This is a genomic window from Comamonas aquatica NBRC 14918 (genome assembly GCF_000739875.1).
Taxonomy (GTDB): domain Bacteria; phylum Pseudomonadota; class Gammaproteobacteria; order Burkholderiales; family Burkholderiaceae_C; genus Comamonas; species Comamonas aquatica.
Window position 1 is genome coordinate 93,135 of sequence record NZ_BBJR01000001.1, and the last position, 23,177, is coordinate 116,311.

General features: G+C 65.3%; 21 protein-coding genes and 1 pseudogene. 7 read left to right on the top strand and 15 right to left on the bottom strand.

What is annotated here, in order from left to right:
• Positions 1-128: 128 nt before the first annotated feature.
• On the bottom strand, positions 129-683 hold the full coding sequence (locus CA2_RS00450) for a YceD family protein (RefSeq protein ID WP_042411655.1): 555 nt from the start codon (positions 681-683) through the stop codon (positions 129-131).
• A 25-nt stretch (positions 684-708) separates the two neighbouring features.
• Here CA2_RS00450 and CA2_RS00455 point away from each other — a divergent pair, with 25 nt between their 5' ends.
• Together CA2_RS00455 and CA2_RS00460 are read left to right on the top strand one after the other, a co-directional pair.
• A complete protein-coding gene (locus CA2_RS00455; protein WP_042411341.1) occupies positions 709-1,311 on the top strand; it encodes a Maf family nucleotide pyrophosphatase in 603 nt (200 codons plus the stop codon).
• Positions 1,308-2,081, top strand: a complete 774-nt coding sequence (locus tag CA2_RS00460; protein WP_042411343.1) for an SAM-dependent methyltransferase — start codon at positions 1,308-1,310, stop codon at positions 2,079-2,081. The genes CA2_RS00455 and CA2_RS00460 overlap by 4 nt, the downstream gene beginning before the upstream one ends.
• 138 nt (positions 2,082-2,219) lie before the next feature.
• Here the strand turns inward: CA2_RS00460 and CA2_RS00465 are convergent, their stop codons facing one another.
• The 3 genes from CA2_RS00465 to CA2_RS00475 all read right to left on the bottom strand — a co-directional run bounded on the left by CA2_RS00465 (position 2,220) and on the right by CA2_RS00475 (position 5,031).
• Entirely contained in the window at positions 2,220-3,260 is a 1,041-nt protein-coding gene (locus CA2_RS00465) for a S49 family peptidase (RefSeq protein WP_042411346.1), read from the bottom strand.
• A gap of 78 nt (positions 3,261-3,338) precedes the next feature.
• Complete coding sequence (locus tag CA2_RS00470) at positions 3,339-3,998, bottom strand: HAD family hydrolase (RefSeq protein WP_042411349.1); 660 nt, start codon at positions 3,996-3,998, stop codon at positions 3,339-3,341.
• A 28-nt stretch (positions 3,999-4,026) separates the two neighbouring features.
• Positions 4,027-5,031: an RluA family pseudouridine synthase gene (locus tag CA2_RS00475; RefSeq protein ID WP_369441105.1), complete on the bottom strand. Its 1,005-nt coding sequence runs from the start codon at positions 5,029-5,031 to the stop codon at positions 4,027-4,029.
• Positions 5,032-5,625: 594 nt separating this feature from the next.
• Between CA2_RS00475 and CA2_RS00480 the strand changes: the two genes are divergently transcribed.
• From CA2_RS00480 to queF, 4 genes are all read left to right on the top strand, one after another.
• Positions 5,626-8,565: an Rne/Rng family ribonuclease gene (locus CA2_RS00480; RefSeq protein ID WP_042411354.1), complete on the top strand. Its 2,940-nt coding sequence runs from the start codon at positions 5,626-5,628 to the stop codon at positions 8,563-8,565.
• 78 nt (positions 8,566-8,643) lie between these two features.
• The gene (gene yaaA, locus CA2_RS00485; RefSeq protein WP_042411357.1) at positions 8,644-9,420 is read left to right on the top strand and encodes a peroxide stress protein YaaA; all 777 of its coding nucleotides are present in this window, start codon (positions 8,644-8,646) and stop codon (positions 9,418-9,420) included.
• A gap of 54 nt (positions 9,421-9,474) precedes the next feature.
• On the top strand, positions 9,475-10,335 hold the full coding sequence (locus CA2_RS00490) for a 2OG-Fe(II) oxygenase (RefSeq protein ID WP_042411360.1): 861 nt from the start codon (positions 9,475-9,477) through the stop codon (positions 10,333-10,335).
• Positions 10,336-10,403: 68 nt separating this feature from the next.
• Positions 10,404-11,252: an NADPH-dependent 7-cyano-7-deazaguanine reductase QueF gene (gene queF / locus CA2_RS00495; RefSeq protein ID WP_042411363.1), complete on the top strand. Its 849-nt coding sequence runs from the start codon at positions 10,404-10,406 to the stop codon at positions 11,250-11,252.
• An 89-nt stretch (positions 11,253-11,341) separates the two neighbouring features.
• On the opposite strand, the gene CA2_RS00500 is transcribed toward queF, so the two are convergent.
• The 8 genes and pseudogenes from CA2_RS00500 to CA2_RS00530 form a co-directional block, all read right to left on the bottom strand.
• Positions 11,342-12,250 (bottom strand): carbohydrate kinase family protein, encoded by a 909-nt coding sequence (locus tag CA2_RS00500; RefSeq protein WP_042411658.1) that lies wholly within the window; start codon positions 12,248-12,250, stop codon positions 11,342-11,344.
• Positions 12,251-12,279: 29 nt separating this feature from the next.
• Positions 12,280-13,230 carry a DUF3426 domain-containing protein gene (locus CA2_RS00505; RefSeq protein WP_052369777.1) on the bottom strand — a complete coding sequence of 317 codons (951 nt, stop codon included), beginning with the start codon at positions 13,228-13,230 and terminating at the stop codon, positions 12,280-12,282.
• A gap of 228 nt (positions 13,231-13,458) precedes the next feature.
• A pseudogene (locus CA2_RS18790) lies at positions 13,459-13,527 on the bottom strand (zinc-ribbon domain-containing protein); the annotation flags it as partial.
• A 93-nt stretch (positions 13,528-13,620) separates the two neighbouring features.
• Positions 13,621-14,508, bottom strand: a complete 888-nt coding sequence (gene prmA / locus CA2_RS00510; protein ID WP_042411369.1) for a 50S ribosomal protein L11 methyltransferase — start codon at positions 14,506-14,508, stop codon at positions 13,621-13,623.
• Positions 14,509-14,593: 85 nt separating this feature from the next.
• Positions 14,594-15,952, bottom strand: a complete 1,359-nt coding sequence (gene accC / locus CA2_RS00515) for an acetyl-CoA carboxylase biotin carboxylase subunit (RefSeq protein ID WP_042411372.1) — start codon at positions 15,950-15,952, stop codon at positions 14,594-14,596.
• Between the two features lie 81 nt (positions 15,953-16,033).
• Positions 16,034-16,495 carry an acetyl-CoA carboxylase biotin carboxyl carrier protein gene (accB, locus tag CA2_RS00520; protein ID WP_042411374.1) on the bottom strand — a complete coding sequence of 154 codons (462 nt, stop codon included), beginning with the start codon at positions 16,493-16,495 and terminating at the stop codon, positions 16,034-16,036.
• A gap of 134 nt (positions 16,496-16,629) precedes the next feature.
• Complete coding sequence (locus CA2_RS00525; protein ID WP_042411376.1) at positions 16,630-17,184, bottom strand: TlpA family protein disulfide reductase; 555 nt, start codon at positions 17,182-17,184, stop codon at positions 16,630-16,632.
• Entirely contained in the window at positions 17,181-17,780 is a 600-nt protein-coding gene (locus CA2_RS00530; protein ID WP_042411379.1) for a hypothetical protein, read from the bottom strand. Before CA2_RS00530 ends, CA2_RS00525 begins: the two co-directional genes overlap by 4 nt.
• A 418-nt stretch (positions 17,781-18,198) precedes the next feature.
• Here CA2_RS00530 and mpl point away from each other — a divergent pair, with 418 nt between their 5' ends.
• Complete coding sequence (mpl, locus tag CA2_RS00535) at positions 18,199-19,599, top strand: UDP-N-acetylmuramate:L-alanyl-gamma-D-glutamyl-meso-diaminopimelate ligase (RefSeq protein ID WP_042411381.1); 1,401 nt, start codon at positions 18,199-18,201, stop codon at positions 19,597-19,599.
• A gap of 104 nt (positions 19,600-19,703) precedes the next feature.
• Here mpl and CA2_RS00540 read toward each other — a convergent pair whose 3' ends face one another.
• The 3 genes from CA2_RS00540 to tldD form a co-directional block, all read right to left on the bottom strand.
• Positions 19,704-20,015: a hypothetical protein gene (locus CA2_RS00540; RefSeq protein WP_042411384.1), complete on the bottom strand. Its 312-nt coding sequence runs from the start codon at positions 20,013-20,015 to the stop codon at positions 19,704-19,706.
• A gap of 214 nt (positions 20,016-20,229) precedes the next feature.
• Positions 20,230-21,390: a 3-deoxy-7-phosphoheptulonate synthase gene (locus tag CA2_RS00545; protein WP_042411386.1), complete on the bottom strand. Its 1,161-nt coding sequence runs from the start codon at positions 21,388-21,390 to the stop codon at positions 20,230-20,232.
• A gap of 324 nt (positions 21,391-21,714) precedes the next feature.
• Positions 21,715-23,175: a metalloprotease TldD gene (gene tldD, locus CA2_RS00550; RefSeq protein ID WP_042411388.1), complete on the bottom strand. Its 1,461-nt coding sequence runs from the start codon at positions 23,173-23,175 to the stop codon at positions 21,715-21,717.
• Positions 23,176-23,177 lie beyond the last annotated feature (2 nt).

Sequence of the window (23,177 nt, forward strand, 5' to 3'; positions counted from 1 at the left end):
CTTGGCAAGATGACCTCGGTACGCACCGGTTCACACCACGTGTCTTCCACAGCTTGGTCGCCGGGTTACCCACAGCACACCAACAGGAAACCGCCTTGCGGCGGCTTGCAACTGATCACCAAAAAACGTCAGTCTTGGCCGCCATTCTTGCGCAGCCCGGCCAACACTGCAAACGGATTGGTCTTTTCCGTGACGGCCTGCTCAAAGTCTTCATCGCTGGAGGCCATGGGCACCACGGCCGGGCACACCTCGTGCATAGGCACCAGGGGCAGCTCCATCAGCAACTCATCCTCGATCAGCTCGCGCAGGTTAAAGTCCTTGCTGATAGCCAGCAGGTCTTCTTCCGCTTCGTCATCCAGAACTTCGGCCGTGGCCTCGTCCTTCACAAAGCGGAAGGAGCGCTCGGCATGCAGCGCAATCTCGGCCACTTCCAGGCAGCGCTGGCAGACCATGGGCACGCTGCAGTCGGCCTGCAGGTGCAGCCAGATGTGGCCCGCGCCACCCATTTCGGCCACATGCTCGCCTTCGGCACTCCAGGTGACGACCGCTGCATCCTGCACCGGAGCTTGCGCCTCCTGCTGCAGACGCTCATACATCGATAGCGGATCCTGACCTTCCAGCAGCGCGCCAGCCTTGGCAAACGCGGCCACATCAAGGTGATCCGGAGAAAAGTCCTTGCTCATGGCGGCAGTGTAAGAGAATCCCAGCATGTCTGAATCCCACACCCCACAGCGCCCCTTGATCCTGGGGTCCACCTCCCGCTACCGCCGCGAACTGGTGGAGCGCCTGAACCTGTCCTTCACCACCGTTTCGCCAGAAGTCGACGAAACCCCGCTGCCCGGCGAAGCCCCCGGCGCGCTGGCCCTGCGCCTGGCCCTGGCCAAGGCCCATGCCGTGGCCGCCCTGCACCCCGAAGCCATCGTGATCGGCTCCGACCAGGTCTCGGACCTGCACGGCCAGCCCATGGGCAAGCCCGGCACGCACGAGCGCGCGGTCGAGATGCTGCGCGCCATGCGCGGCCAGACGGTGATGTTCCACACGGCCGTGGCCGTGGTGTGCCAAGCCACCGGATTTGCACAAAGCGATGTCGCCGTCATCCGGACCGTGTTCCGCAGCGACCTGAGCGACGACGCGATCGAGCGCTACCTGCGTGCCGAGCAGCCCTACGACTGCGCCGGCAGCGCCAAGAGCGAAGGCCTGGGCATCAGCCTGCTGGACGCCATCCACAGCGACGACCCCACCGCCCTGATCGGCCTGCCCATGATCCGCACCTGCCGCATGGTGCGCGCCGCCGGGATTGCACTGCCATGAGTACACCGGGCACGCTGTACCTGGTCCCCGCGCCGCTGGACTTTGGCTGCGCCACGCAATCCCCCATCACCGATGTGCTGCCGGAGCTGACGCTGCGCACCGCCGCGCGCCTGCAGCACTGGGTGTGCGAGAACGCCAAGAGCACCCGCGCCTACCTCAAGCGCGTGGGCGAGCACCACCCCCTGGCCGTGCCGCTGCAGCAGATGCAACTGCAGGAGCTGCCGCGCGAAGCCCATAAAAAAGGCGACCACGGTGGCCAGGGTGGCGCGGTGTTTGATGCCAAGGCCCTGCTGGCACCCGCCCTGGCGGGCCACGACATGGGCCTGGTCAGCGAAGCCGGCATGCCCGCCGTCGCCGACCCCGGCAGCTCCATCGTGCGCGCGGCGCACGATGCCGGCATCCCGGTGGTGCCACTGGTCGGCCCCGTGTCGCTGCTGATGACCCTGGCGGCCAGTGGCCTGAACGGCCAGAACTTCGCCTTTGTCGGCTACCTGCCCCAGGACGCCGCCCAGCGCGTGCAGCGCATCAAGGAACTGGAGCAGCTGGCCCAGCGCCACAACCAGGCCCAGCTGTTCATCGAAACGCCCTACCGCAACCCGGCCCTGTGGCAGGCGCTGCTGGGCAGCCTGCAAGCCGGCACCCGACTGGCCCTGGCCAGCGGACTGACACTGGAAAGCGCGCGCATTGCCAGCCGCAGCGTGAAGGACTGGAAGCAGCTGGGCACCGAGCCGGACAACCGCACCCCGGTGGTGTTTGCCATCGGCCAATAGGCAGCCACCAAAACCAGAGCGCCTTGCGCTTGGTCTGCAAAGCTTTCAGGGTTAAAACCATCTGAAAACCACAGCAGACCAGCGCAAGGCGCTCTTTTTTTATGCAGACCCGACGCCGCCGCAGCGGCGGGCTGACGATCAGCGGATGGCGGGCAGCATGCCGTGCAGCGCATCCACCGCACCGCCGCCCACGGCAGCGCCAAAGCGCTTGGCAAAGCGCTCGGCAATGTTCTCGCTGCGCGTGTAGTCGATCACCTGCTCGGCCTGCACCACGTCGCGGGCCACGCTGTCCAGGGTACCGTACTTGTCGGCCAGGCCCTGCTCAATCGCTTCCTGGCCCGTCCAGAACAGGCCGCTGAAGGTGTCATCGGTTTCCTTCAGGCGCTCGCCACGCCCCTGGCGCACCACGTCGATGAACTGCTGGTGGATCTGGTTCAGCATGGTCTGCGCATGGGCGCGCTGCCCAGGCTCCAACGGGCTGAAGGGGTCCAGCATGCCCTTGTTGCTGCCGGCGGTCAGCAGGCGGCGCTCCACGCCCAGCTTGTCCATGGCGCCGGTGAAGCCAAAGCCGTCCATCAGCACGCCAATGCTGCCGACGATGCTGGCCTTGTCGACAAAAATCTCGTCCGCGGCAGCGGCGATGTAGTAGGCCGCCGAGGCACAGGTCTCCCCGACCACAGCGTAAATGGGTTTCTGGTGCTGGGCCTTCAGGCGGCGGATTTCGTCGTTGATCATGCCGGCCTGCACGGGGCTGCCGCCGGGCGAATTGATCATCAGCACCAGGGCGCGCGAGCCCTGGTCTTCCAGCGCGCTGCGCATGGCGGCGATGATGAATTCCGCATTCGCGTTCGCATCGCTGGCGATGGCGCCCTTGATCTCGACCACCGCCGTGTGCGGCCCACTCATCGCCGCTGTGGCGCTGTCACGCCCCAGCCACCAGAACGCGGCCAGAAAGGCGCCCAGCCAGGCAAAGCGCCAGAAGATGCGCCAGCGCCGCGCGGCGCGCTGCTCGCGCACCGTGGCGAACACCAGGCGCTCCAGCACATCCCGCTCCCAGCCCGGAGCGGCAGGCGCCGCCGCCTGCGGGGCACCCGATGCGGCACGCGCCCACAGGTCCTGCCCCGGCTGCGGTTCAGACGATGGAAACCCCTCGCGATCGGGGGTGGATGGAGTGCTCATGGGTGCTCTATTCTCAAAATCAGGCCAGAACGGCAGTATGCCAGCGCGGCCGCGGGCAGCGGGGGCAAAGTGCGCCGCTCAGGCATTGCTGCGCAGCCACTGGTGCAAGTCTGCGACATCCGCCGCCACGTGCAGAGGCTGGCAGGCCTGCAGGTCCCGGGGGTCGTGCGCGCCATAGGCCACCGCCACGCTGGCGCAACCGGCGTTGCGCGCCATCTGCAGGTCGTGCGTGGTGTCGCCAATCATCAGCAGGCGCTCGGGCGGCACGTCCAGCTCGGCCATCAGCTCCTGCAGCATCAGCGGATGGGGTTTGCCGGCGGTCTCATCGGCCGTGCGCGAGCTGTCGAACATGCCGCGCAGGTCGGCATGCTGCAGCGCCTCGTTCAGCCCGCGGCGGCTCTTGCCCGTGGCCACGGCCAGCCAGTGCCCGCGCTCGCGCAGCGCTTCCAGCATGGGCAGCACGCCGGCAAACAGGGTGATCAGCTCCTGCTGCTTCAGATAGTGGTAGCGGTAGCGGTTGGCCAGGTCGTTGTACTTGTCCTGGGGCACGTCGGGCGCGGCATGGGCCAAGGCCGGCAGCAGCGCCATCCCGATCACGTACGAGGCCTGGGCGTCCGACGGCACCGTGCCGCCGACATCGGCCACCGCCAGCTGGATGCTGCGGGTGATCGCCGCGGTGGAGTCGAACAGGGTGCCGTCCCAATCGAAGGCGATCAAATCAAATTTACGAGCAGACATCGCAATACCGTTCTAGGTTGCTGGCCAATCAGGCCACAAATTCCGCCAGCTCTGGCGGCAGCTCGGCCCGCAGCTCAATGCGCTCGTCCGTGGCCGGATGGTTGAACTGCAGGCGCCAGGCATGCAGGAACATGCGCTTCAGCCCCTGCTTGGGCAGGCGCTTGTTCAGGTCGAAATCACCATACTTGTCGTCTCCCGCAATCGCATGCCCTTGCGAGGCCAGGTGCACGCGGATCTGGTGGGTGCGACCGGTCTTGATGGTGACTTCCAGCAAACTCATCGCCGGCAGCCCCTGCAGCGGGCGCGGCGCATGCTGGCTGCGCACCTTCACCAGGGTCAGGGCCCGCATGGCATCGGGATCGTCGGCCGTGGTGGTGCGCACACGGCGCTCCCCGTCGGGCAGCAGGTATTTGTGCAGCGGGGTGTCGATCACCTTCTTGTTGGCCGGCCAGACGCCGGGCACCAGGGCCAGGTAGGTCTTGCCGGTTTCGCGCTCGCGGAACTGGTCCTGCAGCTTGGTCAGCGCCGAGCGCTTCTTGGCCACCAACAGGATGCCCGAAGTCTCGCGGTCCAGCCGGTGCACCAGCTCCAGGAACTTGGCCTGGGGCCGCGCCTGGCGCAGTTGCTCGATCACACCGAAGCTCACGCCGGAGCCGCCATGCACGGCCACGCCGGCCGGCTTGTCCAGTGCGATCAGGTGGTCATCCTCAAACAGGATGGGAAACTCGCGCGCGGGCGCAGGACGCTCGGCCTTTTCCTGCACCCTGTCGGAAATGCGCACCGGCGGCACGCGCACCACATCCCCAGCTTCCACTCGGGTATCGGCGTGGCAGCGCCCCTTGTTGATGCGCACTTCGCCGCTGCGGATGATGCGGTAGACATGGGTCTTGGGCACGCCTTTCAGGTGGCGCATCAGAAAGTTATCCAGGCGCTGGCCGGCACCATCTTCGTCCACCGCAATCAACCGTACAGCGGAAGCTGCGGGGTTCTGGGTAGGTTCTGGGGGCTGTTTGCCCTCTATAATGTGTTTCACCTGCGCGTTATATAGTGTAAGTGGTTGATTTTTCTGGATTTTAGTCCACACAGCCATTTCCCCGGCGCAGGCAGGTCGATGCCACGGATGCCGCGCCCATCAAAATCCACCCGATTGTCGGTGGTCTCGGGGCGGGATCTGGCTGGTTGACGCATTGAAACACTGAACGGAATCTTCACGTGGATGGTGGTGTTTGGAGCCGCTTGCTCCAAGCCATCCACGTCTTCGAAATCGGCGAGTATGTGGGTACTTCTTTCTTGGTTGCTTGGTATGACGCAGCGGCAGATGCCGGTGCTGCGTGCCCGCACGCCAGGCGCACGCCCTGTCCTTCGCGCTGCCACAGGCCATCACCGCACGGTGCGGGACCTGCGCACAGCGTCACTCGCCCCCTGTCCCCTGCCCTTGCCACCGTTGCTGACCTAAGCAACGCCATCGCAATCAGGCCCAGGTCGATTCCCTTTCTTTTCGTTTCAACGCGGCAACCCGGCATCTTCGGCTCCTACAGAGCCTGTCTTTGATGAAGAGTCAAAGGCGTGTCGGTACCGCAGCGCGTTGCTGCTGGCCGGCCGCCACACAACGAAAAGGATATGCATCATGAAACGGATGCTGATTAACGCGACGCAGTCTGAAGAACGCCGCCTGGCCATCGTGGATGGCCAGAAGCTGCTGGACTACGAGATCGAAATCGAAGGTCGCGAACAACGCAAGGGCAACATCTACAAGGCGGTGGTCACCCGCGTGGAGCCCTCGCTGGAAGCCTGCTTCGTGGATTACGGCGAAGACCGCCACGGCTTCCTGCCCTTCAAGGAAATCTCCAAGCAGTACTTCACCGAAGGCGTGGCCCCCAGCCAGGCCCGCATCAACGATGTGATCCGCGAAGGCCAGGAGCTGATCGTCCAGGTCGAGAAGGAAGAACGTGGCAACAAGGGCGCGGCCCTGACCACTTTCATCTCCCTGGCGGGCCGCTATGTGGTGCTGATGCCCAACAACCCCCGTGGCGGTGGTGTCTCGCGCCGCATCGAGGGCGAAGAGCGTGCCGAACTCAAGGAGGCGATGGACCAGCTCGAGTACCCCAAGGGCATGTCCATCATCGCGCGCACGGCCGGGATCGGTCGCTCCGCCCCCGAACTGCAGTGGGACCTGAACTACCTGCTGCAACTGTGGACCGCCATAGACGGCGCAGCCAAGGGCGGCAAGGGCGCCTTCCTGATCTACCAGGAATCCAGCCTGGTGATCCGCGCCATCCGCGACTACTTCAACAATGACATCGGTGACATCCTGATCGACACCGACGACATCTACGAACAGGCGCAGCAGTTCATGGCGCACGTCATGCCCGAGCATGCCGCCCGCGTGAAGCGCTACCGCGACGACGCCCCGCTGTTCAGCCGCTTCCAGATCGAACACCAGATCGAGTCGGCCTACTCCCGCGTGGTGCAGCTGCCCTCCGGCGGCGCCATCGTGATCGACCACACCGAAGCCCTGGTGTCGGTGGACGTGAACTCGGCCCGCGCCATCAAGGGCGGCGACATCGAGGAAACCGCCACCCGCACCAACCTGGAAGCCGCCGACGAAGTGGCCCGCCAGATGCGCCTGCGCGACCTGGGTGGTCTGATCGTGATCGACTTCATCGACATGGAAGAGTCGAAGAACCGCCGCGAAGTGGAAAACCGCCTGCGCGACGCCCTGCGCCAGGACCGTGCCCGCGTGCAGTTCGGCACCATCAGCAAGTTCGGCCTGATGGAAATGAGCCGCCAGCGCCTCAAGCCCGCGCTGAGCGAAGGCGCCCACATCAACTGCCCGCGCTGCGGCGGCTCTGGCCACATCCGCGACACCGAGTCCTCGGCGCTGCAGATCCTGCGCATCATCCAGGAAGAGTCCATGAAGGACAACACGGCCGCCGTGCACTGCCAGGTGCCCGTGGAAGTGGCCTCCTTCCTGCTCAACGAGAAGCGCACCGAGATTGCCAAGATCGAGCTCAAGCAGCGCGTCTCCGTGCTGATGGTGCCCAACAAGTCGATGGAGACGCCGCACTACAAGCTGGAGCGCCTCAAGCACGACGATCCACGCCTGGAAAACCTGGACGCCAGCTACAGGCTGGCCGAGGAAACGGAAGACGTGACCAAGGTCACCCGCCGCTCGCAGGAACCCACCAACAAGCAGACGCCAGTCATCAAGGGTGTGCTGCCCGATGCGCCGCCCGCGCCCGAAGCGCGCCCCCAGCCTGTCGCCCGCAGCGCCGACAAGCCCCGCACCGGTGGTGCCCAGCGCCCCCAAGCCGCCGCAGCGGCTGCGCCACGCACCGAAGTGCGCGAGCAAGGCTTCTTTGCCTGGCTCAAGAGCCTGTTCGGCTTCGGCGCCAAGCCGGCGGCGGAACCTGTGGCACCGGCCAAGGCCGAGACCCCGCGCGAAGGCCGCCAGGGCGAGCGCAATGGCCGCAACGGTGAGCGCAATGGCCGCAATGGCGAGCGCGGCAACCGCCGTGGCGAGCGCAGCGAACGCGGTGACAACAGCGAACGCGGTCCCCGCAACGAAGCCGGTGGCAGCGAACGTGGCCGCCGCGGCGAACCGCGCAACGACCGGAACGAGCGCGGCGAACGCAGCGAACAGCGTTCGGGCGACAGCAACCGCCCCCAGCGCGAGCCCCGCGGCCGTGAACGCCAGCCACGCAATGCCGAGGTGAGCGAGCAGCGCAACCTGCAAGCTGCGGCCCCTGGTGACGCCAGCCTGCAGGCCCCGGAGACCGAACGCGCCGAGCGCCAGCCACGCCGCGAGCGCGGCGAGCGCCGTGACCGCCGCCAGGGCGACGCACCGGCCCTGCCCGTGGTCGACACCAACGTGCAAGACGTGACCGGGAATCTCCAGGCCGTGGAAGGCCAGGACCCCAGCGCGACCAGCGCCGAGGACGCGCCCCGCAATGGCCGCCGCTCGCGTGACCGCTACGGCCGCGATCGCCGCAACGGCCGCGACCGCAACGGTGCGCCCCGTGACGAGGACACCGTGAACGGCGAGGAAGACGCTGCCGTGGTGGCCCCTGCCGCCGTGGACGCCGACGCCGAGACCGTGGTGGACAGCACGCCGCGCCGCAGCTACTTCAGCCAGGTGACAGCCGCCGAAGAGGCCACCCCGGCCGCCGCAGACACCGCCGTGGCTGCACCGGTCGAAGCAGCCCCTGTCGCTGCGGCACCCGCCCCTGTGGTTGTGGCCGAAGTGGCAGCGGCCCCCGCAGCCCCTGCTGTGGCACCCGCCGCCCCGGCCGCTGCAGCCGCCATGCCCCGTGTGCAGGCCTATGCCCTGCCCGTGGGTGAGCTGGTGCAGCTGGCACGCGATGTAGGCCTGGAATGGGTCAACTCGGACGCCGACAAGGTGGCCGCCGTGCAGGCCGCGATTGCCGCGGAACCACAACCCGTGCGCATCCCGCGCGAACGTCCCCCCGTGGTGGTGATCGACGAAGGCCCGCTGGTCCTGGTCGAGACCCGCAAGGACCTGAGCGACATGGTCCTGCCGTTTGAGCAGACCAGCACCACAGCCTAAAACGCTGACAGCTACCGGGGGCCTAGGGCCCCCGGTGCTTTATTGACGCCCGCTGTTGCCGCCCTACCGACCGTGCCCATGCTGTTGTTGCTCTCGCCCGCCAAATCCCTGGATTACGAACGTCCGCTGCCTGCCGGACTGCCCCACACCCTACCCCCTTTCATTGCGCAATCCGCCGAACTCATTGCCCGCTTGCGCCAGCTGCCGCCGCAGGAGGTGGCGGCGCTGATGTCGATCAGCGACAAGCTGGCCCAATTGAACACGGCGCGCTACGCCGCCTGGCAGCCAGAGTTCACGCCCGACAACGCGCGCCAGGCGCTGTTTGCCTTCAACGGTGACGTGTACGAGGGGCTGGATGCCTATTCCCTGAGCTCCGACGACATCGCTTGGGCGCAGAACCACGTGCTGATGCTCAGCGGCCTGTACGGCGCCCTGCGCCCGCTGGACTTGATGCAGCCCTACCGCCTGGAAATGGGCACACGCCTGGCCACGGACCACGGCAGCAACCTCTACCAGTTCTGGGGGACACGCATCGCCCAGCTGCTCAACGAACGCCAGGCCCGCAGCGCACAGCCGGTGGTGGTCAATCTGGCATCGCAGGAATACTTCAAGTCCGTCGATCTGAAGCACCTCCAGGCCCGCGTGGTGGAGTGCGTGTTCGAGGACTACAAGGGCGGCAAGTACAAGATCATCAGCTTCCATGCCAAGCATGCCCGCGGGCTGATGGCACGCTATGCCATCCAGCACCGGCTGACCCGGCCCGAGCAGTTGATGCAGTTTGACGAAAAGGGCTACGCTTACGCCCCAGAGGTCTCGTCCCCTGACCGCCTGGTCTTCCGGCGCAACGCCGACTGAGCCCGCAGGCGGTCCCGCCCAGCCTGAGGACGCGCCCACGACAAGGAGATTGCCGTGCCCCAGTCTTTGGAACAGTTGTCGGCCCAGGTCCCCGGCAGCACCCCCGCCCTGCTGCAATGGGTGCAGACCCAGCTGGCCGCCGGCCACAGCCCGGCCGCGCTGCAGCACAGCCTGGTCACCGCGGGCTGGTCGGCGCCCATTGCCCAGGCTGCCACCGACCTGCTGCTGCGCCCGACGGCTGCCGCACCGAATGCATCCATGGAGATGCCGGACCTGCGCCTGCAGGACGGCTGCAACGCGCTGGACGCCGGCGACCGCCACGTCCAGGTGCTGCTGTCCATGCAGCGCCCGCGCCTGGTGCTGCTGGACCAGTTGCTGAGTCCCGAGGAATGCGCCCAGCTGATTGCCGAAGCCCGCCCGGCGATGGCCCGCTCCAGGACCGTGGCCAAAGAGGCCGGCGGCGAAGAGATCAACCCCGACCGCACCAGCGATGGCATGTTCTTCCAGCGCGGCCAGACCCCGACGGTGCGCGCCCTGGAGGCCCGCATCGCCCACCTGCTGCAGTGGCCGGTGGAGCGCGGCGAAGGCCTGCAGGTGCTGAACTACCGGCCCGGCGCCCAGTACAAGCCGCACCACGACTACTTCAACCCGCAGGACCCGGGCAGTGCGCCGGTGCTGCGCCGTGGCGGGCAGCGCGTCGCCACCCTGGTGATCTACCTCAACACGGTCAGCGCCGGCGGCTGCACCTATTTCCCTGAAAGCCAGCTGCGCATTCACCCACGCCCGGGGCAGGCCGTGTTCTTCCGCTACCCTCGCCCCGACGCCCAGAGCCTGACCCTGCACGCTGGTGACCCGGTGCTGCAGGGCGAAAAATGGATCGCCACCAAATGGCTGCGCGAGCATGCCTTTACCTGATCCGTCGAAGTTTGACCCCAATCGCCCGCCAGCGCGCACCCAGCCTGCGCAGGCAGCTATGAATATCTATGAATACACCTGAACAATCGCAACTGGGCAAGTCCTCTGCCTATGCCGACCAGTACGACCCCAGCCTGCTGTTTCCCATTCCGCGCAGCGGCAAGCGTGAGGAAATCGGCATCACCGGGGCCCTGCCCTTCTTCGGCGCCGACCTGTGGACCGCGTTCGAGCTGTCGTGGCTGAATGCCCGCGGCAAGCCCCAGGTGGCGTTGGCGCACTTCACTATCCCCTGCGAGACCCCGCACATCATCGAGAGCAAGTCGTTCAAGCTGTACCTCAACAGCTTCAACAACAGCCGCTTCGACAGCCTGGAGGCCGTGCAGGAGCGCCTGCGCGAGGACGTCAACGAGGCCCTGTGGCGCGGCGCGGCCGTGCGCCAGTCGTCGGCCAGCGTGCGCGTCATCGCCCAGGATGCCTTCGAGCTACAGAAGGTGCAGGAGCTGCAGGGCCTGAACCTGGACCGCCTGGACATCGAATGCAGCGACTACACGCCGCGCCCCGACCTGCTCAAGGCCGACCACGATAACCCGCCCGTGACCGAAACCCTGGTCAGCCACCTGCTCAAGAGCAATTGCCTGGTCACCGGCCAGCCTGACTGGGGCAGCGTGCAGATCAGCTACACCGGCGCGGCCATCGACCAGGAAAGCCTGCTGCGCTACATCGTGAGCTTTCGCAACCACAACGAATTCCACGAGCAGTGCGTGGAACGCATCTTTATGGACATCACGCGCCAGTGCCAGCCTATGAAGCTCAGCGTCTATGCGCGCTATACGCGCCGTGGCGGTCTGGACATCAACCCGCTGCGCACCAGCCACCCCATGGCTTTGCCTCCGAATGTGCGCACAGCCCGCCAGTAGCCTACGCAGACAGCTATGAAAAAAAGGAACCCAAAGGTTCCTTTTTTTCATGGACACGGCCCGCAGCCGGCCTGCGGGCCGGCATGGCCTCAGGCAGCAAAAGTAGCGGGATCGAAATCCAGCACATAGTTCTGCGGTCCCTTGGACGCCACCTTCAGTGCCCCCACGCGGTTGCCCAGCGCTGCGCAGCGTGCCAGGGACCAGCCCTGCTCCAGACCGAACAGCAGCGCACCACGCCAGGCATCGCCGCAGCCGGTGGGGTCGACCACCTCGGTGGGCGCCACCGGCGCCACCAGGGTTTTCACGCCCTGCTCCCAGACTTCGCAGCCCTGGGCGCCCAGGGTCACCACCAGGCCCTGCACCTTGTGGCTCAGCGCCGCCAGGTCCAGGCCGGTGCGGTCGCACAGCATCTTGGCCTCGTAGTCGTTCACGGCAATCCAGCTGGCCTGTTCGACAAAGGTCAACAGCTCCTGGCCATTGAACATGGGCAGGCCCTGGCCGGGATCGAACACAAACGGAATGCCCGCGGCCTGGAACTGCGCGGCGTGCTGCTGTATGGCATCGCGGCCATCGGGTGAGACGATGCCCACGGCGGCGCCTTCGCTGCCATCGATGACGTTGACATGGGCCTCGGTCATGGCACCGGGGTGGAAGGCCGTGATCTGGTTGTTGTCGCTGTCGGTCATGATCATGGCCTGGGCGGTGTAGGTGTCGTCCAGCTGACGCACATAGCGCGTTTCGATGCCCAGAGTGCGCATGCGGCCCAGGTAGCTGGCGCCATCCTCGCCCACGGTGGCCATGGGCAGGGGCTGGCCGCCCAGCAGCTTCAGGCTGTAGGCGATGTTGCCGGCGCAGCCGCCAAAATCGCGGCGCAGCGAAGGCACCAGGAACGACACGTTCAGGATGTGCAACTGCTCCGGCAGGATCTGATTGGCAAACTTGCCCTCAAAACTCATGATGGTGTCAAAGGCGAGGGAACCGCAAATCAGTGCAGCCATGGTCAAACTTTCGTGATGGGAAAAAGAAATCAGGGATAGAAGGCCAGCACCCGGTAGCCGGAGACGGCCAGGTGCAGCCCTTGGGTGACCACCGACAGGCTGCCTTCCCATTCGGTCTGGGCGGCCAGCTCGACCGGCGCACCGATGTCGCTGGGCAGCAGCACCTTGCGCACCAGCACCTGGTCCTGGGCATCGGTCAGCGTCAATTCCACCGCCGGCGTGGCCACCGAGGTGGTCGCCTGGTTCTGGATGCTCAGCTCCAGACGGTAGCGGTGGGGTTGCGCATCCTGGCGGAACGAAGAACCGGTCAGCACCACGGCCGCAATGTGCTGGCGCGGCGCCAGTTCACAGCGCAGCGCAATGCACATGGTCTGGAAAAAGGGGCGCCAGTGGGGTTTCCAGGCGACCAGGGTGTTGCGCTCGTGCACGGCGATCTGCAGCAGCAGCGCCAGCGGCAGCAGGATCACCAGCATGCCCATGGCAAAACGCACGCCGGGCTGGTTCCACCAGGCCTTGCGCTGGGCTTCCTTGACAAAGCTGGGCAGGGCCTCGGTTTCGAGATCGTCGGTTTCTTCGGACGGCAGGGCCTCAGGGGCCGCGGGTGCGTGCGGCGCCGGTTCTGGCGCCACGGCATCCTGGGCCCCAAGCTCCGTGACCATCGGGGGCAGCGGCTCGGGTTCGGACTGCGTTTGGGGTGGGGTCTGCAGCGCCTGCTGCCACGCCGCGGCCTGGGCTTCCTCGGCAGGCAAGGCCTGCTGCGGCTCCCAAGGCGCGGCCTCCTCCCAGACGGGCTCGCGCGGCAATGTGGCACCCACTACACCGGCAGCACTCGCCCGCCACACTGACGCATCGTGGACTGCCGCCATCGGCTGGTCCAGCCAGGCTTCCGGGGCCAACTCGCTGTCCGAATCCACCGGCGCGGGCAGTTCATAGCCCGCCGCCACGGGCTCGGCGCGCGGCGCCGGCGTGGACAGTTCCACAGGCACAGCAGCCAGTGGCACAGCAGGCAGGGAGACTGGCTCTGGCTCTGGCTCTGGCTCTGGCTCTGGCTCTGGCTCTGGCTCTGGCCGGGTGACCGCCACGGCCACAGGTGCCAGCACCTCAGGCGCAGCAGGCACGGGCGCAGGCGCCGCCGGGGGTGCCTCTTCCAGGGCCTGGGCCGCATCGAACACTTCCTGACAACGACCACAGCGCACCCAACCATCGGAGATGCGCAGTTGATCGGCCACCACACGGAATTTGGTGCCGCAAGAAGGACAGCAGGTAATCAGGCTCATCGCGCGTGGATTGTAGAAGCTGGGGCACACGCCCCCTGGCAGGCAGAAGATGTCCGATGTTAATCAGCCACGCGCCAGGGCACGCGGCCAAGTTCAGGCGCGGTGCGCGGTCATCAGGATCCAGCCGTCCTCGCTGTCGGCCACCTCCAGTTGCAGGTAGGGCCAGTAGGCTTCCTTCAGCTCGTCGGCCTGGCGCTCCAGGATGCCGGCCAGCACCAGATGGCCGCCGGGCTGCACATGCGCGCACAGCAGGGGGGCCAGGACCTTCAGCGGCGTGGCCAGGATGTTGGCCAGCACGGTCTGGTAGCTGCCCTGGGCCTTGTCCGGCAGACCGGCCTTGAGCGTGACCCCATTGGCCTGGGCATTCAGCTCGCACGACACCACGGCATCCTGGTCGATATCGACCGCATCGATGTCCTGTGCGCCGAACTTGGCCGCACCGATCGCCAAAATGCCGGAGCCGCAGCCATAGTCCAGCGTGCGGCCCAACGAGCCTTGGGGCTGGCGTGCAATCCAGCGCAGGCACATGCGGGTCGTGGGGTGGGTGCCGGTGCCGAAGGCCAGGCCGGGGTCCAGGCGGATGCTGACCTTGGCGTCTGCTGGCAGTTCATGCCAGGTGGGCACGATCCAGAATTCAGGGGTGATGTCGACGGGCTGGAACTGGGACTGCGTCAGGCGCACCCAGTCCTGCTGCTCGACTTCCTGGATGCCCAGCACCTGGCAGCCGGCAAAGAAGTCCTGCAACTGCAGCAGCACCTGGGCCCGCTGGGCCGCGTCCTCGGTCGGGAACAGGGCCACGATGCGGCTGCGGTTCCAGCCTTCCTTGGGGGCCGGCATGCCGGGTTCGCCGAACAGGGGCTGCTCGGACTCGGTTTGCGCATCCATGTCTTCGACCGAAACGCTCAAGGCATCCAGGGCATCGAGCGCGTCGCTCACATCTTCGACCCGTTCTTCGGGGCACATCAGGCTGAGCTCAAACATGAGGCAGCTCCTTCAAGCTTTATAAAAACGAAATGCTGACCCCCGTCGCCAGGGGCCAGCATGACTGGTCATCAATGACTGGGAATTAGCGCTTTTTGCGCTGCTCCAGCCAGTGTTCCAGATAGTGAATATTCGTGCCACCTTCGGCGAATGCGGCATCCACCATCAAGTCCTGGTGCAGGGGCACATTCGTCTTGATGCCTTCGACCACAACTTCCGACAAAGCGGTACGCATGCGGGCCAGGGCCTGCTCACGGGTGTCACCGTAGACGATCAGCTTGCCGATCATGGAGTCGTAGTTCGGTGGCACGAAGTAGTTGTTGTACACGTGGGAGTCCACACGCACGCCAGGACCACCCGGCATGTGCCACATGGTCACACGGCCGGGCGAGGGCATGAAGTTGTATGGATCTTCCGCGTTGATACGGCACTCGATCGCATGGCCACGCATTCGGTTGTTGATTTCACGCTGGGTGAAAGGCAACTTTTCGCCAGCGGCCACCATGATCTGGGTACGCACGATGTCCACGCCCGAGATCAGCTCGGTCACGGGGTGTTCCACCTGCACGCGGGTATTCATTTCGATGAAATAGAACTCCCCATTTTCATAGAGGAACTCGAACGTACCTGCACCACGGTAGCCGATCTTCTTGCAGGCGGCCACGCAGCGCTCGCCCACCTTCTCCACCAGACGGCGAGGAATGCCAGGTGCGGGCGCCTCTTCGATCACCTTCTGGTGGCGGCGCTGCATGGAGCAATCGCGCTCGCCCAGGTACACGGCGTTCTTGTGCTGGTCGGCCAGCACCTGGATTTCGACGTGACGGGGATTCTGGAGGAACTTCTCCATGTACACCGCAGGATTGCCGAAGGCGGCACCGGCTTCGGCCTTGGTCATCTGCACAGCATTGACCAGGGCGGCCTCAGTGTGCACCACGCGCATGCCACGGCCACCACCGCCACCGGCGGCCTTGATGATCACGGGATAGCCGATCGCCTTGGCAATGCGCTTGATCTGACCGGGGTCATCGGGCAGCTCGCCGTCCGAACCGGGCACGCAAGGCACGCCGGCCTTGATCATCGCCTGCTTGGCCGACACCTTGTCGCCCATGATGCGGATGGAATCGGCCGTGGGGCCGATGAACTGGAAACCGCTTTGCTCGACACGTTCGGCAAAGTCAGCGTTTTCGCTCAGGAAGCCATAGCCGGGGTGGATGGCTTCGGCATCCGTCACCTCGGCGGCCGAGATGATGGCCGGCATGTTGAGGTAGCTCAGAGGCGATGCGGCGGGGCCAATGCACACCGCTTCGTCGGCCAGCTTGACGTATTTCGCGTCGCGGTCTGCCTCGGAGTAGACCATCACGGCCTTGATGCCCATCTCGCGGCAAGCGCGCTGGATGCGCAGGGCAATCTCACCCCGGTTGGCAACCAAAATTTTCTTAAACATGGAAGTCCTCGTTGTTCACCGCCCCTCGCGGGGCGAATCGTGGAATCTGGCCAGTCCCACAGCGGGGGACTGCAACAGACCTCACTCGATCACGAACAGCGGTTGTCCGTATTCCACGGCTTGGCCATTGTCGACCAGGATGCGGGTCACGGTACCCGACTTGTCAGCCTCGATCTCGTTGAGGATCTTCATGGCTTCGATGATGCACAGGGTCTCGCCTTCCTTGACCTGGGCGCCGACTTCCACGAACGCTTTGGCGCCAGGGCTGGAAGCACGGTAGAAGGTACCCACCATGGGGGACTTGACCTGGTGGCCAGCCACGGCCGCAGGAGCGGCAGGTGCTTCGGCAGCAGCAGGGGCAGCGGCAACAGGGGCGGCGGCTTGCACGGGGGCGGCTTGCATGGGCGCGGCAACGAACTGCTGCACCACGTTGCCACCGCTCTTGACGATGCGGACTTTGCCCTCTGCCTCGGTAATTTCCAGTTCCGAAACATTCGATTCGGACACCAAGTCGATGAGGGTCTTGAGTTTACGCAGATCCATGGAAGCTCCAACGGCTAAAACTAAATAAGGGCGCGAATTTACCCTAAATCCGCCCTTCTGCGCGCTTTGTTAGATATTTTTCGCCATCGCCATTGAGGTTTTTTTGATGAAACCCGGCTGGATGGTCGTGACCACTAGCTGAAAGTGGCCCATTGCTGCAGTTCTTTTTCTGAAAGTTCGCCGATTTTACGCGCTTGCACATGACCCTTGCCGTCCAACAAGATGGTGAACGGCAAGCCCCCATTGATATTGCCCAGGCTGCGTGTCAGCGTGACCCCGCCGGCACCGGCCAGGGCCACGGGAAAGCTCAGGGGTTGGCGCGCCAGCCATTTGTTCACGGCGGCCGCCTGGTCCACGGCAATGCCCAGCACGCGCACGGCATGCGCCCCGCGCGCAGCCTGGGCCTGGGCAAACTGGTTGATCAAGGGCAGCTCGCGCACACAGGGGGGGCACCAGGTGGCCCAGAAATTCACCAGCAAGGGCTGTCCGCGCAGGGAGGCCAGGGACAGTACGCCCCCCTCGGGCTGCTGCAGCTGCAATTGCCAGAACGCCTCCAGGGCGGCGTCGTTGCTGGTGGTGCTGCGGGTTTGCTCCCAGGCCAGCCAGGCGCCGCCTGCGGCCGCGGTCAGCGCCACCCCACCGGCCAACCAGCGCCGCCGCGCCACGGACATGGGCGGGTGCGCGCTCATACCGCCTCCTCGGCCAGCAGCTGGCGCACGGCCTCGGCGTCGCCACGCTGGCTGCGCCCTTGTGCATCGTTGCGGCGGGCCCCGCGCAGGTCGTCATAGTCGTACACCATCAGGTGCACGCCCACCACTTCGTTCAGGGGCTTGCACAGGCTGCTGATGCTCAGCGCATCCACCGCCTCGCCATGGAAGCCTGCCACCTGGGTCACGTCGTACTGGACGTTGTTGTTGATCAGCGCAATCTCGGCCGACTTGGAGTCGTCGCAAAACAGCTGGATATAGATGTCGGAGTTGCGCGTGGCCGTGCCGCGCCACACGGCACCGGCCAGGTGGGGGCGGAACTCCTGCAGCCGGTCCATCCACACCAGGGCCAGCTCGCGCAGGGCCCGCAGCTCCTGCGGCTGGGTGTCGGCGCAAAAGATCTCGATGTATTCGCGCACGGCGGCTTCCAGCGCATCGTTGTCCGGCAAGGGGGTGCGCGGCGGCAACCCCAGTTGCTTGGCGGCGCGGCGTTTGGCGGGGCCCCATTCCAGCCCTTCTTCCACCACCATGCGGGCGGCAGTCTGGGCGATTTCGTGCAGGGCGGAAGATGAATGCATGCCGTGTTCTCTGGTCAACCATCAAAGCCCCGATTATGGGAAGCCAGCGGCCACCCGGGTGGCAGACAGCCCGTCGCCCCCAGGGGTTAAAGCCCGGCACTGCCCGATGGCCCCCATCCCTGGCGCCCCCCATGGCCGCCCGCTGCCCAGCCGCCCTGCATCGGACTGTGCCTGTATGCTATCTAAAACAAGAGCTGATTGCGCTGATAGAACGAGCATTTGCTGCCCATATCTATCTGAAGTGCTTGCTGATGCTGCGCAGATCGCTACTGTTTCCATGGATTGCGGCTGTTACCGCTGCTTGCACCGGCTGCCGCCAGACAGCCAGCGTGGCGGGCGAAGCCACCAGGGAACGCCACCGAGGCCGCCTGCCCCCGCCGATGGCAGCACAAGCATGAACACGCCCTAGAATCCGGGCATGCATATTCATATCTTGGGCATTTGCGGCACGTTCATGGGTGGCGTCGCCGCACTGGCACGCGAAGCGGGCCACACCGTGACCGGTTGCGACGCGGGCGTGTACCCGCCCATGAGCGACCAACTGCGCGCCCTGGGCATTGAGCTGATCGAAGGCTTTGGCACCGAACAGCTGGCCCTGCAGCCCGACATGTTCGTGGTCGGCAACGTGGTCAGCCGCGCCCACCTGGCCGATGGCAGCCCCAAGTTCCCGCTGATGGAAGCCATCCTGGACCAGGGCCTGCCCTACACCAGTGGGCCGCAATGGCTGAGCGAGCATGTGTTGCAAGGCCGCCATGTGCTGGCCGTGGCCGGCACCCACGGCAAGACCACGACCACCTCCATGCTGGCCTGGATCCTGGAATGTGCCGGTCTGACCCCGGGCTTTCTGGTCGGCGGCGTGCCGCTGAACTTCGGCGTCTCGGCCCGGCTGGGTCAGTTGGCCACCGCCCAGGAACGCCCCCTGTTCGTGATCGAGGCCGACGAGTACGACACGGCCTTCTTCGACAAGCGCAGCAAGTTTGTGCACTACCGCCCCCGCACGGCGGTGTTGAACAACCTGGAGTTCGACCACGCCGACATCTTCCCGGACCTGGCCGCCATTGAGCGCCAGTTCCACCACCTGGTGCGCACCGTGCCCGCTTCGGGCCGCGTGGTCTGGAACGGGCTGGAGGAAGCCCTGGCCCGCGTGCTGCACCAGGGCTGCTGGAGCACCCAGCGCAGCTTTGGCGCGGCGGTCAGCGACTTCACCGCCGAAGGCGCCCACCATGCCTTCGATGTGCTGCAGCAAGGCCGCAAGGTCGGCCGTGTGGAATGGGAGCTGAGCGGTGAGCACAACCAGCTCAACGCGCTGGCCGCCATCGCCGCGGCCGAGCACGTCGGTGTCTCTCCAGCCGTGGCTGCCGAGGCCCTGGGCCGCTTTCACAACGTCAAGCGCCGCATGGAACTGCGCGGCAGCGTGCGTGGCGTCACCGTCTACGACGACTTTGCCCACCACCCCACGGCCATCCGCACCACGCTGGACGGCCTGCGCCAACGCATCGGCCAGCAGCAGCGCATCCTGGCCGTGTTCGAGCCGCGCAGCAACACCATGAAACTGGGCACCATGAAGGCCCAGTTGCCCTGGTCGCTCAAGGAGGCCGATCTGGCCTTTTGCCACACCGCTGGCCTGGACTGGAACGCCGCCGAAGCGCTGGAGCCGCTGGGCGATGCGGCCTTCACCACCGACAACATCGACACCCTGGTGCAGCAGGTGCTTGCCCAGGTACGCCCTGGCGACCACATCGTCTGCATGAGCAATGGCGGCTTTGGCGGTGTGCACAGCAAACTGCTGGAGGCGCTGCAAGTGCACCTCGCGGCCTGACCGCACGCGCCTGGCAACTTAGCAATAAAAAAACCGACTGTCCCCAGTCGGTTTTTTTGTGGCGGCCCGGCGCGCTGCAGCTGCAGCGGGCGGGTGGCGCGGACTCAATAAGTCACGGTCATCCCGGCCACATCGACCTTGATCATCGGACGCGCCAGCACGGCATGGGCCGCGCGCGCATAGGTCTGAAACCAGGCCTCATCGCCCAGACGGCGGGCACCGGCCTCGCGCGCCACCACCAGCACCTTGTCAGCCAACAGCACCTTGCCGCTGGGCCGCAGGGGCTCGCAATCCAGGGCGGTAAACTGCTCATCCAGCCAGCGGCGCGCCTCTTCGTTGCCCATGGGTGCCAGGCGGTCCACATCGGCACGGAACTGCTGGTCGGCGCTGAGTTGCACAATGACTTCACTGATCATGGGGAGCCTTTCCGAAAAGCGGTGTTCCTTGGCGCTGCAGCGGGCCCCGTACGCCCCGGGGCGTGAAGAAGGGGTGCCCGCTGGACACCACGGAAACATATAGAAAACAAGAGCTACCTACACAATACCAGCAAGCGTTTGCGGCAAAAGTCACTGCAAAGACAATCCCCGCAGATCTTCACCACGCAGGGCCTGCCGGGCAGGCCCTGCACGCTCAGGCCGCCACGGCGGCAACGGCCTGGGGCTGCACCACGCCGCGGCGTTTTTGCACGGCGCCCGACAGGCGATCCAACACCTCCAGCGTATCGTTCCAGCCGATGCAAGCATCGGTGATGCTCTGGCCATAGTGCAGGCCGCAGATCTGGTCCTTGCCGGGGGTGAACTTCTGCGCCCCTGCGACCAGGTGACTTTCCAGCATGACACCGAAGATGCTGCGCGAACCGGCTTCCATCTGCGCCGCAATGTCGGCCACCACGTCCTTCTGGCGCTCGTGCTGCTTCAGGCTGTTGGCATGGCTGCAGTCCACCATCAGGCTGGCGGGCAGGCCGGCCTTGCCCAGGTCGGCACAGGCCGCCTGCACGCTAGCGTCGTCGTAATTCGGCGTCTTGCCGCCGCGCAGGATGACGTGGCAATCCTGGTTGCCGGCGGTGTGGACGATGGCCACCTGGCCGTTCTTGTGCACGGACAGGAAGTGGTGGCCATGGCTGGCGGACTGGATGGCATCGGTGGCGATGCGGATGTTGCCGTCCGTGCCGTTCTTGAAACCGATGGGCGCCGAGATGCCCGAAGCCAGTTCGCGGTGGATCTGGCTTTCGGTGGTGCGTGCACCGATGGCGCCCCAGCTGATCAGGTCACCGATGTACTGGGGCGAGATCACGTCCAGGAACTCGCTGGCCGCCGGCACGCCCAGACGGTTGATGTCGATCAGCAGCTGGCGGGCAATGCGCAGGCCCTCGTCGATGCGGTAGCTGCCGTCCAGGTAGGGGTCGTTGATCAAGCCCTTCCAGCCGACGGTGGTGCGGGGCTTTTCGAAGTACACGCGCATCACGACTTCCAGCGTGTCCTTGTACTGCTCGCGCACATCGGCCAGACGGCGGGCGTAATCCAGCGCAGCCGCTGGGTCGTGGATGGAACAAGGTCCGACAATCACCAGCAGCCGGTCGTCGTTGCGCCCATGCATGATGTTGCGGATGGCGCGGCGCGTGTTGCTGACCAGCGACTCCACGGGTGTGCCTTGGATGGGGAAGAAGCGGATGAGGTGCTCGGGAGGGGGCAACACGGTAATGTCCTTGATACGTTCGTCGTCAGTCTGGCCAGTCTTTTGTACAGAGCTGCGATACCAAGCGTCGCCGGTGGAGTTGTTGTGAGCGTTCATGTCTGCCTCGTGGTCCTGTGGAGTGTTGGAATAGATGGGTGAAAAAAAACCGCCGGGCTTTTCAGCTTCGGCGGTTTTTTGGAGGGTGTTCGTGTGTGCGAGCGCTTGCCTCTCATCCGCCTGGGACCGAGAACCAAAAGTAAAAATAGAAAGCGCTACGTACTTGCATGGCGAAAGACTTTAACACCAGGAATCGTGCACTGCAACACAACCCAGCACACACGATTCAGGAAAAAACCAAAAACACCTATAAAAAAGGCTGATTCATCGAAACAAATCAGCCTTTCTAGCAATCAGCACAGGAATACTGCAAACAATTCCAAATTAAGCCGTACCACCCACGGTCAACCCGTCGATGCGCATGGTCGGTTGCCCCACCCCCACGGGCACGCTCTGGCCTTCCTTGCCGCAGGTACCTACGCCGCTGTCCAGACGCATGTCATTGCCGATCAGGCTGACCTTCTTCATGCACTCCGGACCGTTGCCGACCAGCGTGGCCCCCTTGACGGGATACTGGATCTTGCCGTTCTCCACCCAGTAAGCCTGGCTGGCCGAGAACACGAACTTGCCGCTGGTGATGTCCACCTGACCGCCGCCAAAGTTGGTGGCGTACAAGCCCTTCTTGATCGAAGCGATGATTTCCTGTGGATCCTTGTCACCACCCAGCATGTAGGTGTTGGTCATGCGTGGCATGGGCAGGTGGGCATAGCTTTCGCGACGACCATTGCCGGTGGGCTTGACGCCCATCAGGCGCGCATTCAATGCATCCTGGATGTAGCCTTTCAGGATGCCGTCCTCGATCAGGACATTCGCCTGCGAGGGACAGCCTTCGTCGTCCACGTTCAACGAGCCACGGCGATCGGCCAGCGTGCCGTCGTCCAGAATCGTCACGCCCTTGGCGGCCACACGCTGACCGATGCGGCCACTGAAGGCGCTGGATCCCTTGCGGTTGAAATCGCCTTCCAGGCCATGGCCCACGGCTTCGTGCAACAGCACGCCGGGCCAGCCAGGGCCCAGCACCACGGTCATCTCGCCGGCAGGGGCGGGTCGGGATTCCAGATTGACCAAGGCCTGGTCGACCGCTTCGTTCACATACTCGGCAATCTGTGCATCGCTGAAATAGGCCAGGCCAAAGCGGCCGCCACCACCGGAAGAGCCCACTTCACGGCGCCCGCTCTGCTCTGCAATCACGGTCACCGACAGGCGCACCAGGGGACGCACATCAGCAGCCAGCGTACCATCCGCACGCGCCACCATCACCACGTCGTACTCGCTGGCCAGGCCGGCCATCACCTGCACGATGCGCGGATCCTTGCCGCGGGCCAGGGTTTCCACCTTGCCCAGCAAGGCCACCTTCTCGGTGCTGTCCATCGTGGCGATGGGGTCGAGGCCGGGATACAAGCTGCGCGAAGGCGCCACCTTGGCCTTGGGAATGCGCACCTTGCGCTCCTGGTGGTTGCCGGAGATGGCACGCACAGCATGGGCTGCATCCAGCAAGGAGGCCAGCGAAATGTCGTCGGAATAGGCAAACGCGGTCTTCTCGCCACTGACGGCGCGCACCCCGACACCCTGGTCGATGGAGAAGGAGCCGGTCTTGACGATGCCTTCCTCCAGGCTCCACCCCTCGGCACGGGTGTACTGAAAGTACAGATCTGCATCGTCCACCTGGTGAGCGCGGATTTCCGCCAGCGCACGCGACAGGTGGGTTTCATCCAGGCCGAAAGGCTCTAGCAACAGTTGCCGGGCCGTGGCCAGGCGCTCGATGGTGGGTTCGCGAGAGATCATGG

Coding starts and splice junctions, on each gene's coding strand:
- CA2_RS00450 (WP_042411655.1), bottom strand. CDS start 683: ATGAGCAAGGACTTTTCTCCGGATCACCTTGATGTGGCCGCGTTTGCC.
- CA2_RS00455 (WP_042411341.1), top strand. CDS start 709: ATGTCTGAATCCCACACCCCACAGCGCCCCTTGATCCTGGGGTCCACC.
- CA2_RS00460 (WP_042411343.1), top strand. CDS start 1,308: ATGAGTACACCGGGCACGCTGTACCTGGTCCCCGCGCCGCTGGACTTT.
- CA2_RS00465 (WP_042411346.1), bottom strand. CDS start 3,260: ATGAGCACTCCATCCACCCCCGATCGCGAGGGGTTTCCATCGTCTGAA.
- CA2_RS00470 (WP_042411349.1), bottom strand. CDS start 3,998: ATGTCTGCTCGTAAATTTGATTTGATCGCCTTCGATTGGGACGGCACC.
- CA2_RS00480 (WP_042411354.1), top strand. CDS start 5,626: ATGAAACGGATGCTGATTAACGCGACGCAGTCTGAAGAACGCCGCCTG.
- yaaA (WP_042411357.1), top strand. CDS start 8,644: ATGCTGTTGTTGCTCTCGCCCGCCAAATCCCTGGATTACGAACGTCCG.
- queF (WP_042411363.1), top strand. CDS start 10,404: ATGAATACACCTGAACAATCGCAACTGGGCAAGTCCTCTGCCTATGCC.
- CA2_RS00500 (WP_042411658.1), bottom strand. CDS start 12,250: ATGGCTGCACTGATTTGCGGTTCCCTCGCCTTTGACACCATCATGAGT.
- prmA (WP_042411369.1), bottom strand. CDS start 14,508: ATGTTTGAGCTCAGCCTGATGTGCCCCGAAGAACGGGTCGAAGATGTG.
- accC (WP_042411372.1), bottom strand. CDS start 15,952: ATGTTTAAGAAAATTTTGGTTGCCAACCGGGGTGAGATTGCCCTGCGC.
- accB (WP_042411374.1), bottom strand. CDS start 16,495: ATGGATCTGCGTAAACTCAAGACCCTCATCGACTTGGTGTCCGAATCG.
- CA2_RS00525 (WP_042411376.1), bottom strand. CDS start 17,184: ATGAGCGCGCACCCGCCCATGTCCGTGGCGCGGCGGCGCTGGTTGGCC.
- CA2_RS00530 (WP_042411379.1), bottom strand. CDS start 17,780: ATGCATTCATCTTCCGCCCTGCACGAAATCGCCCAGACTGCCGCCCGC.
- mpl (WP_042411381.1), top strand. CDS start 18,199: ATGCATATTCATATCTTGGGCATTTGCGGCACGTTCATGGGTGGCGTC.
- CA2_RS00540 (WP_042411384.1), bottom strand. CDS start 20,015: ATGATCAGTGAAGTCATTGTGCAACTCAGCGCCGACCAGCAGTTCCGT.
- CA2_RS00545 (WP_042411386.1), bottom strand. CDS start 21,390: ATGAACGCTCACAACAACTCCACCGGCGACGCTTGGTATCGCAGCTCT.
- tldD (WP_042411388.1), bottom strand. CDS start 23,175: ATGATCTCTCGCGAACCCACCATCGAGCGCCTGGCCACGGCCCGGCAA.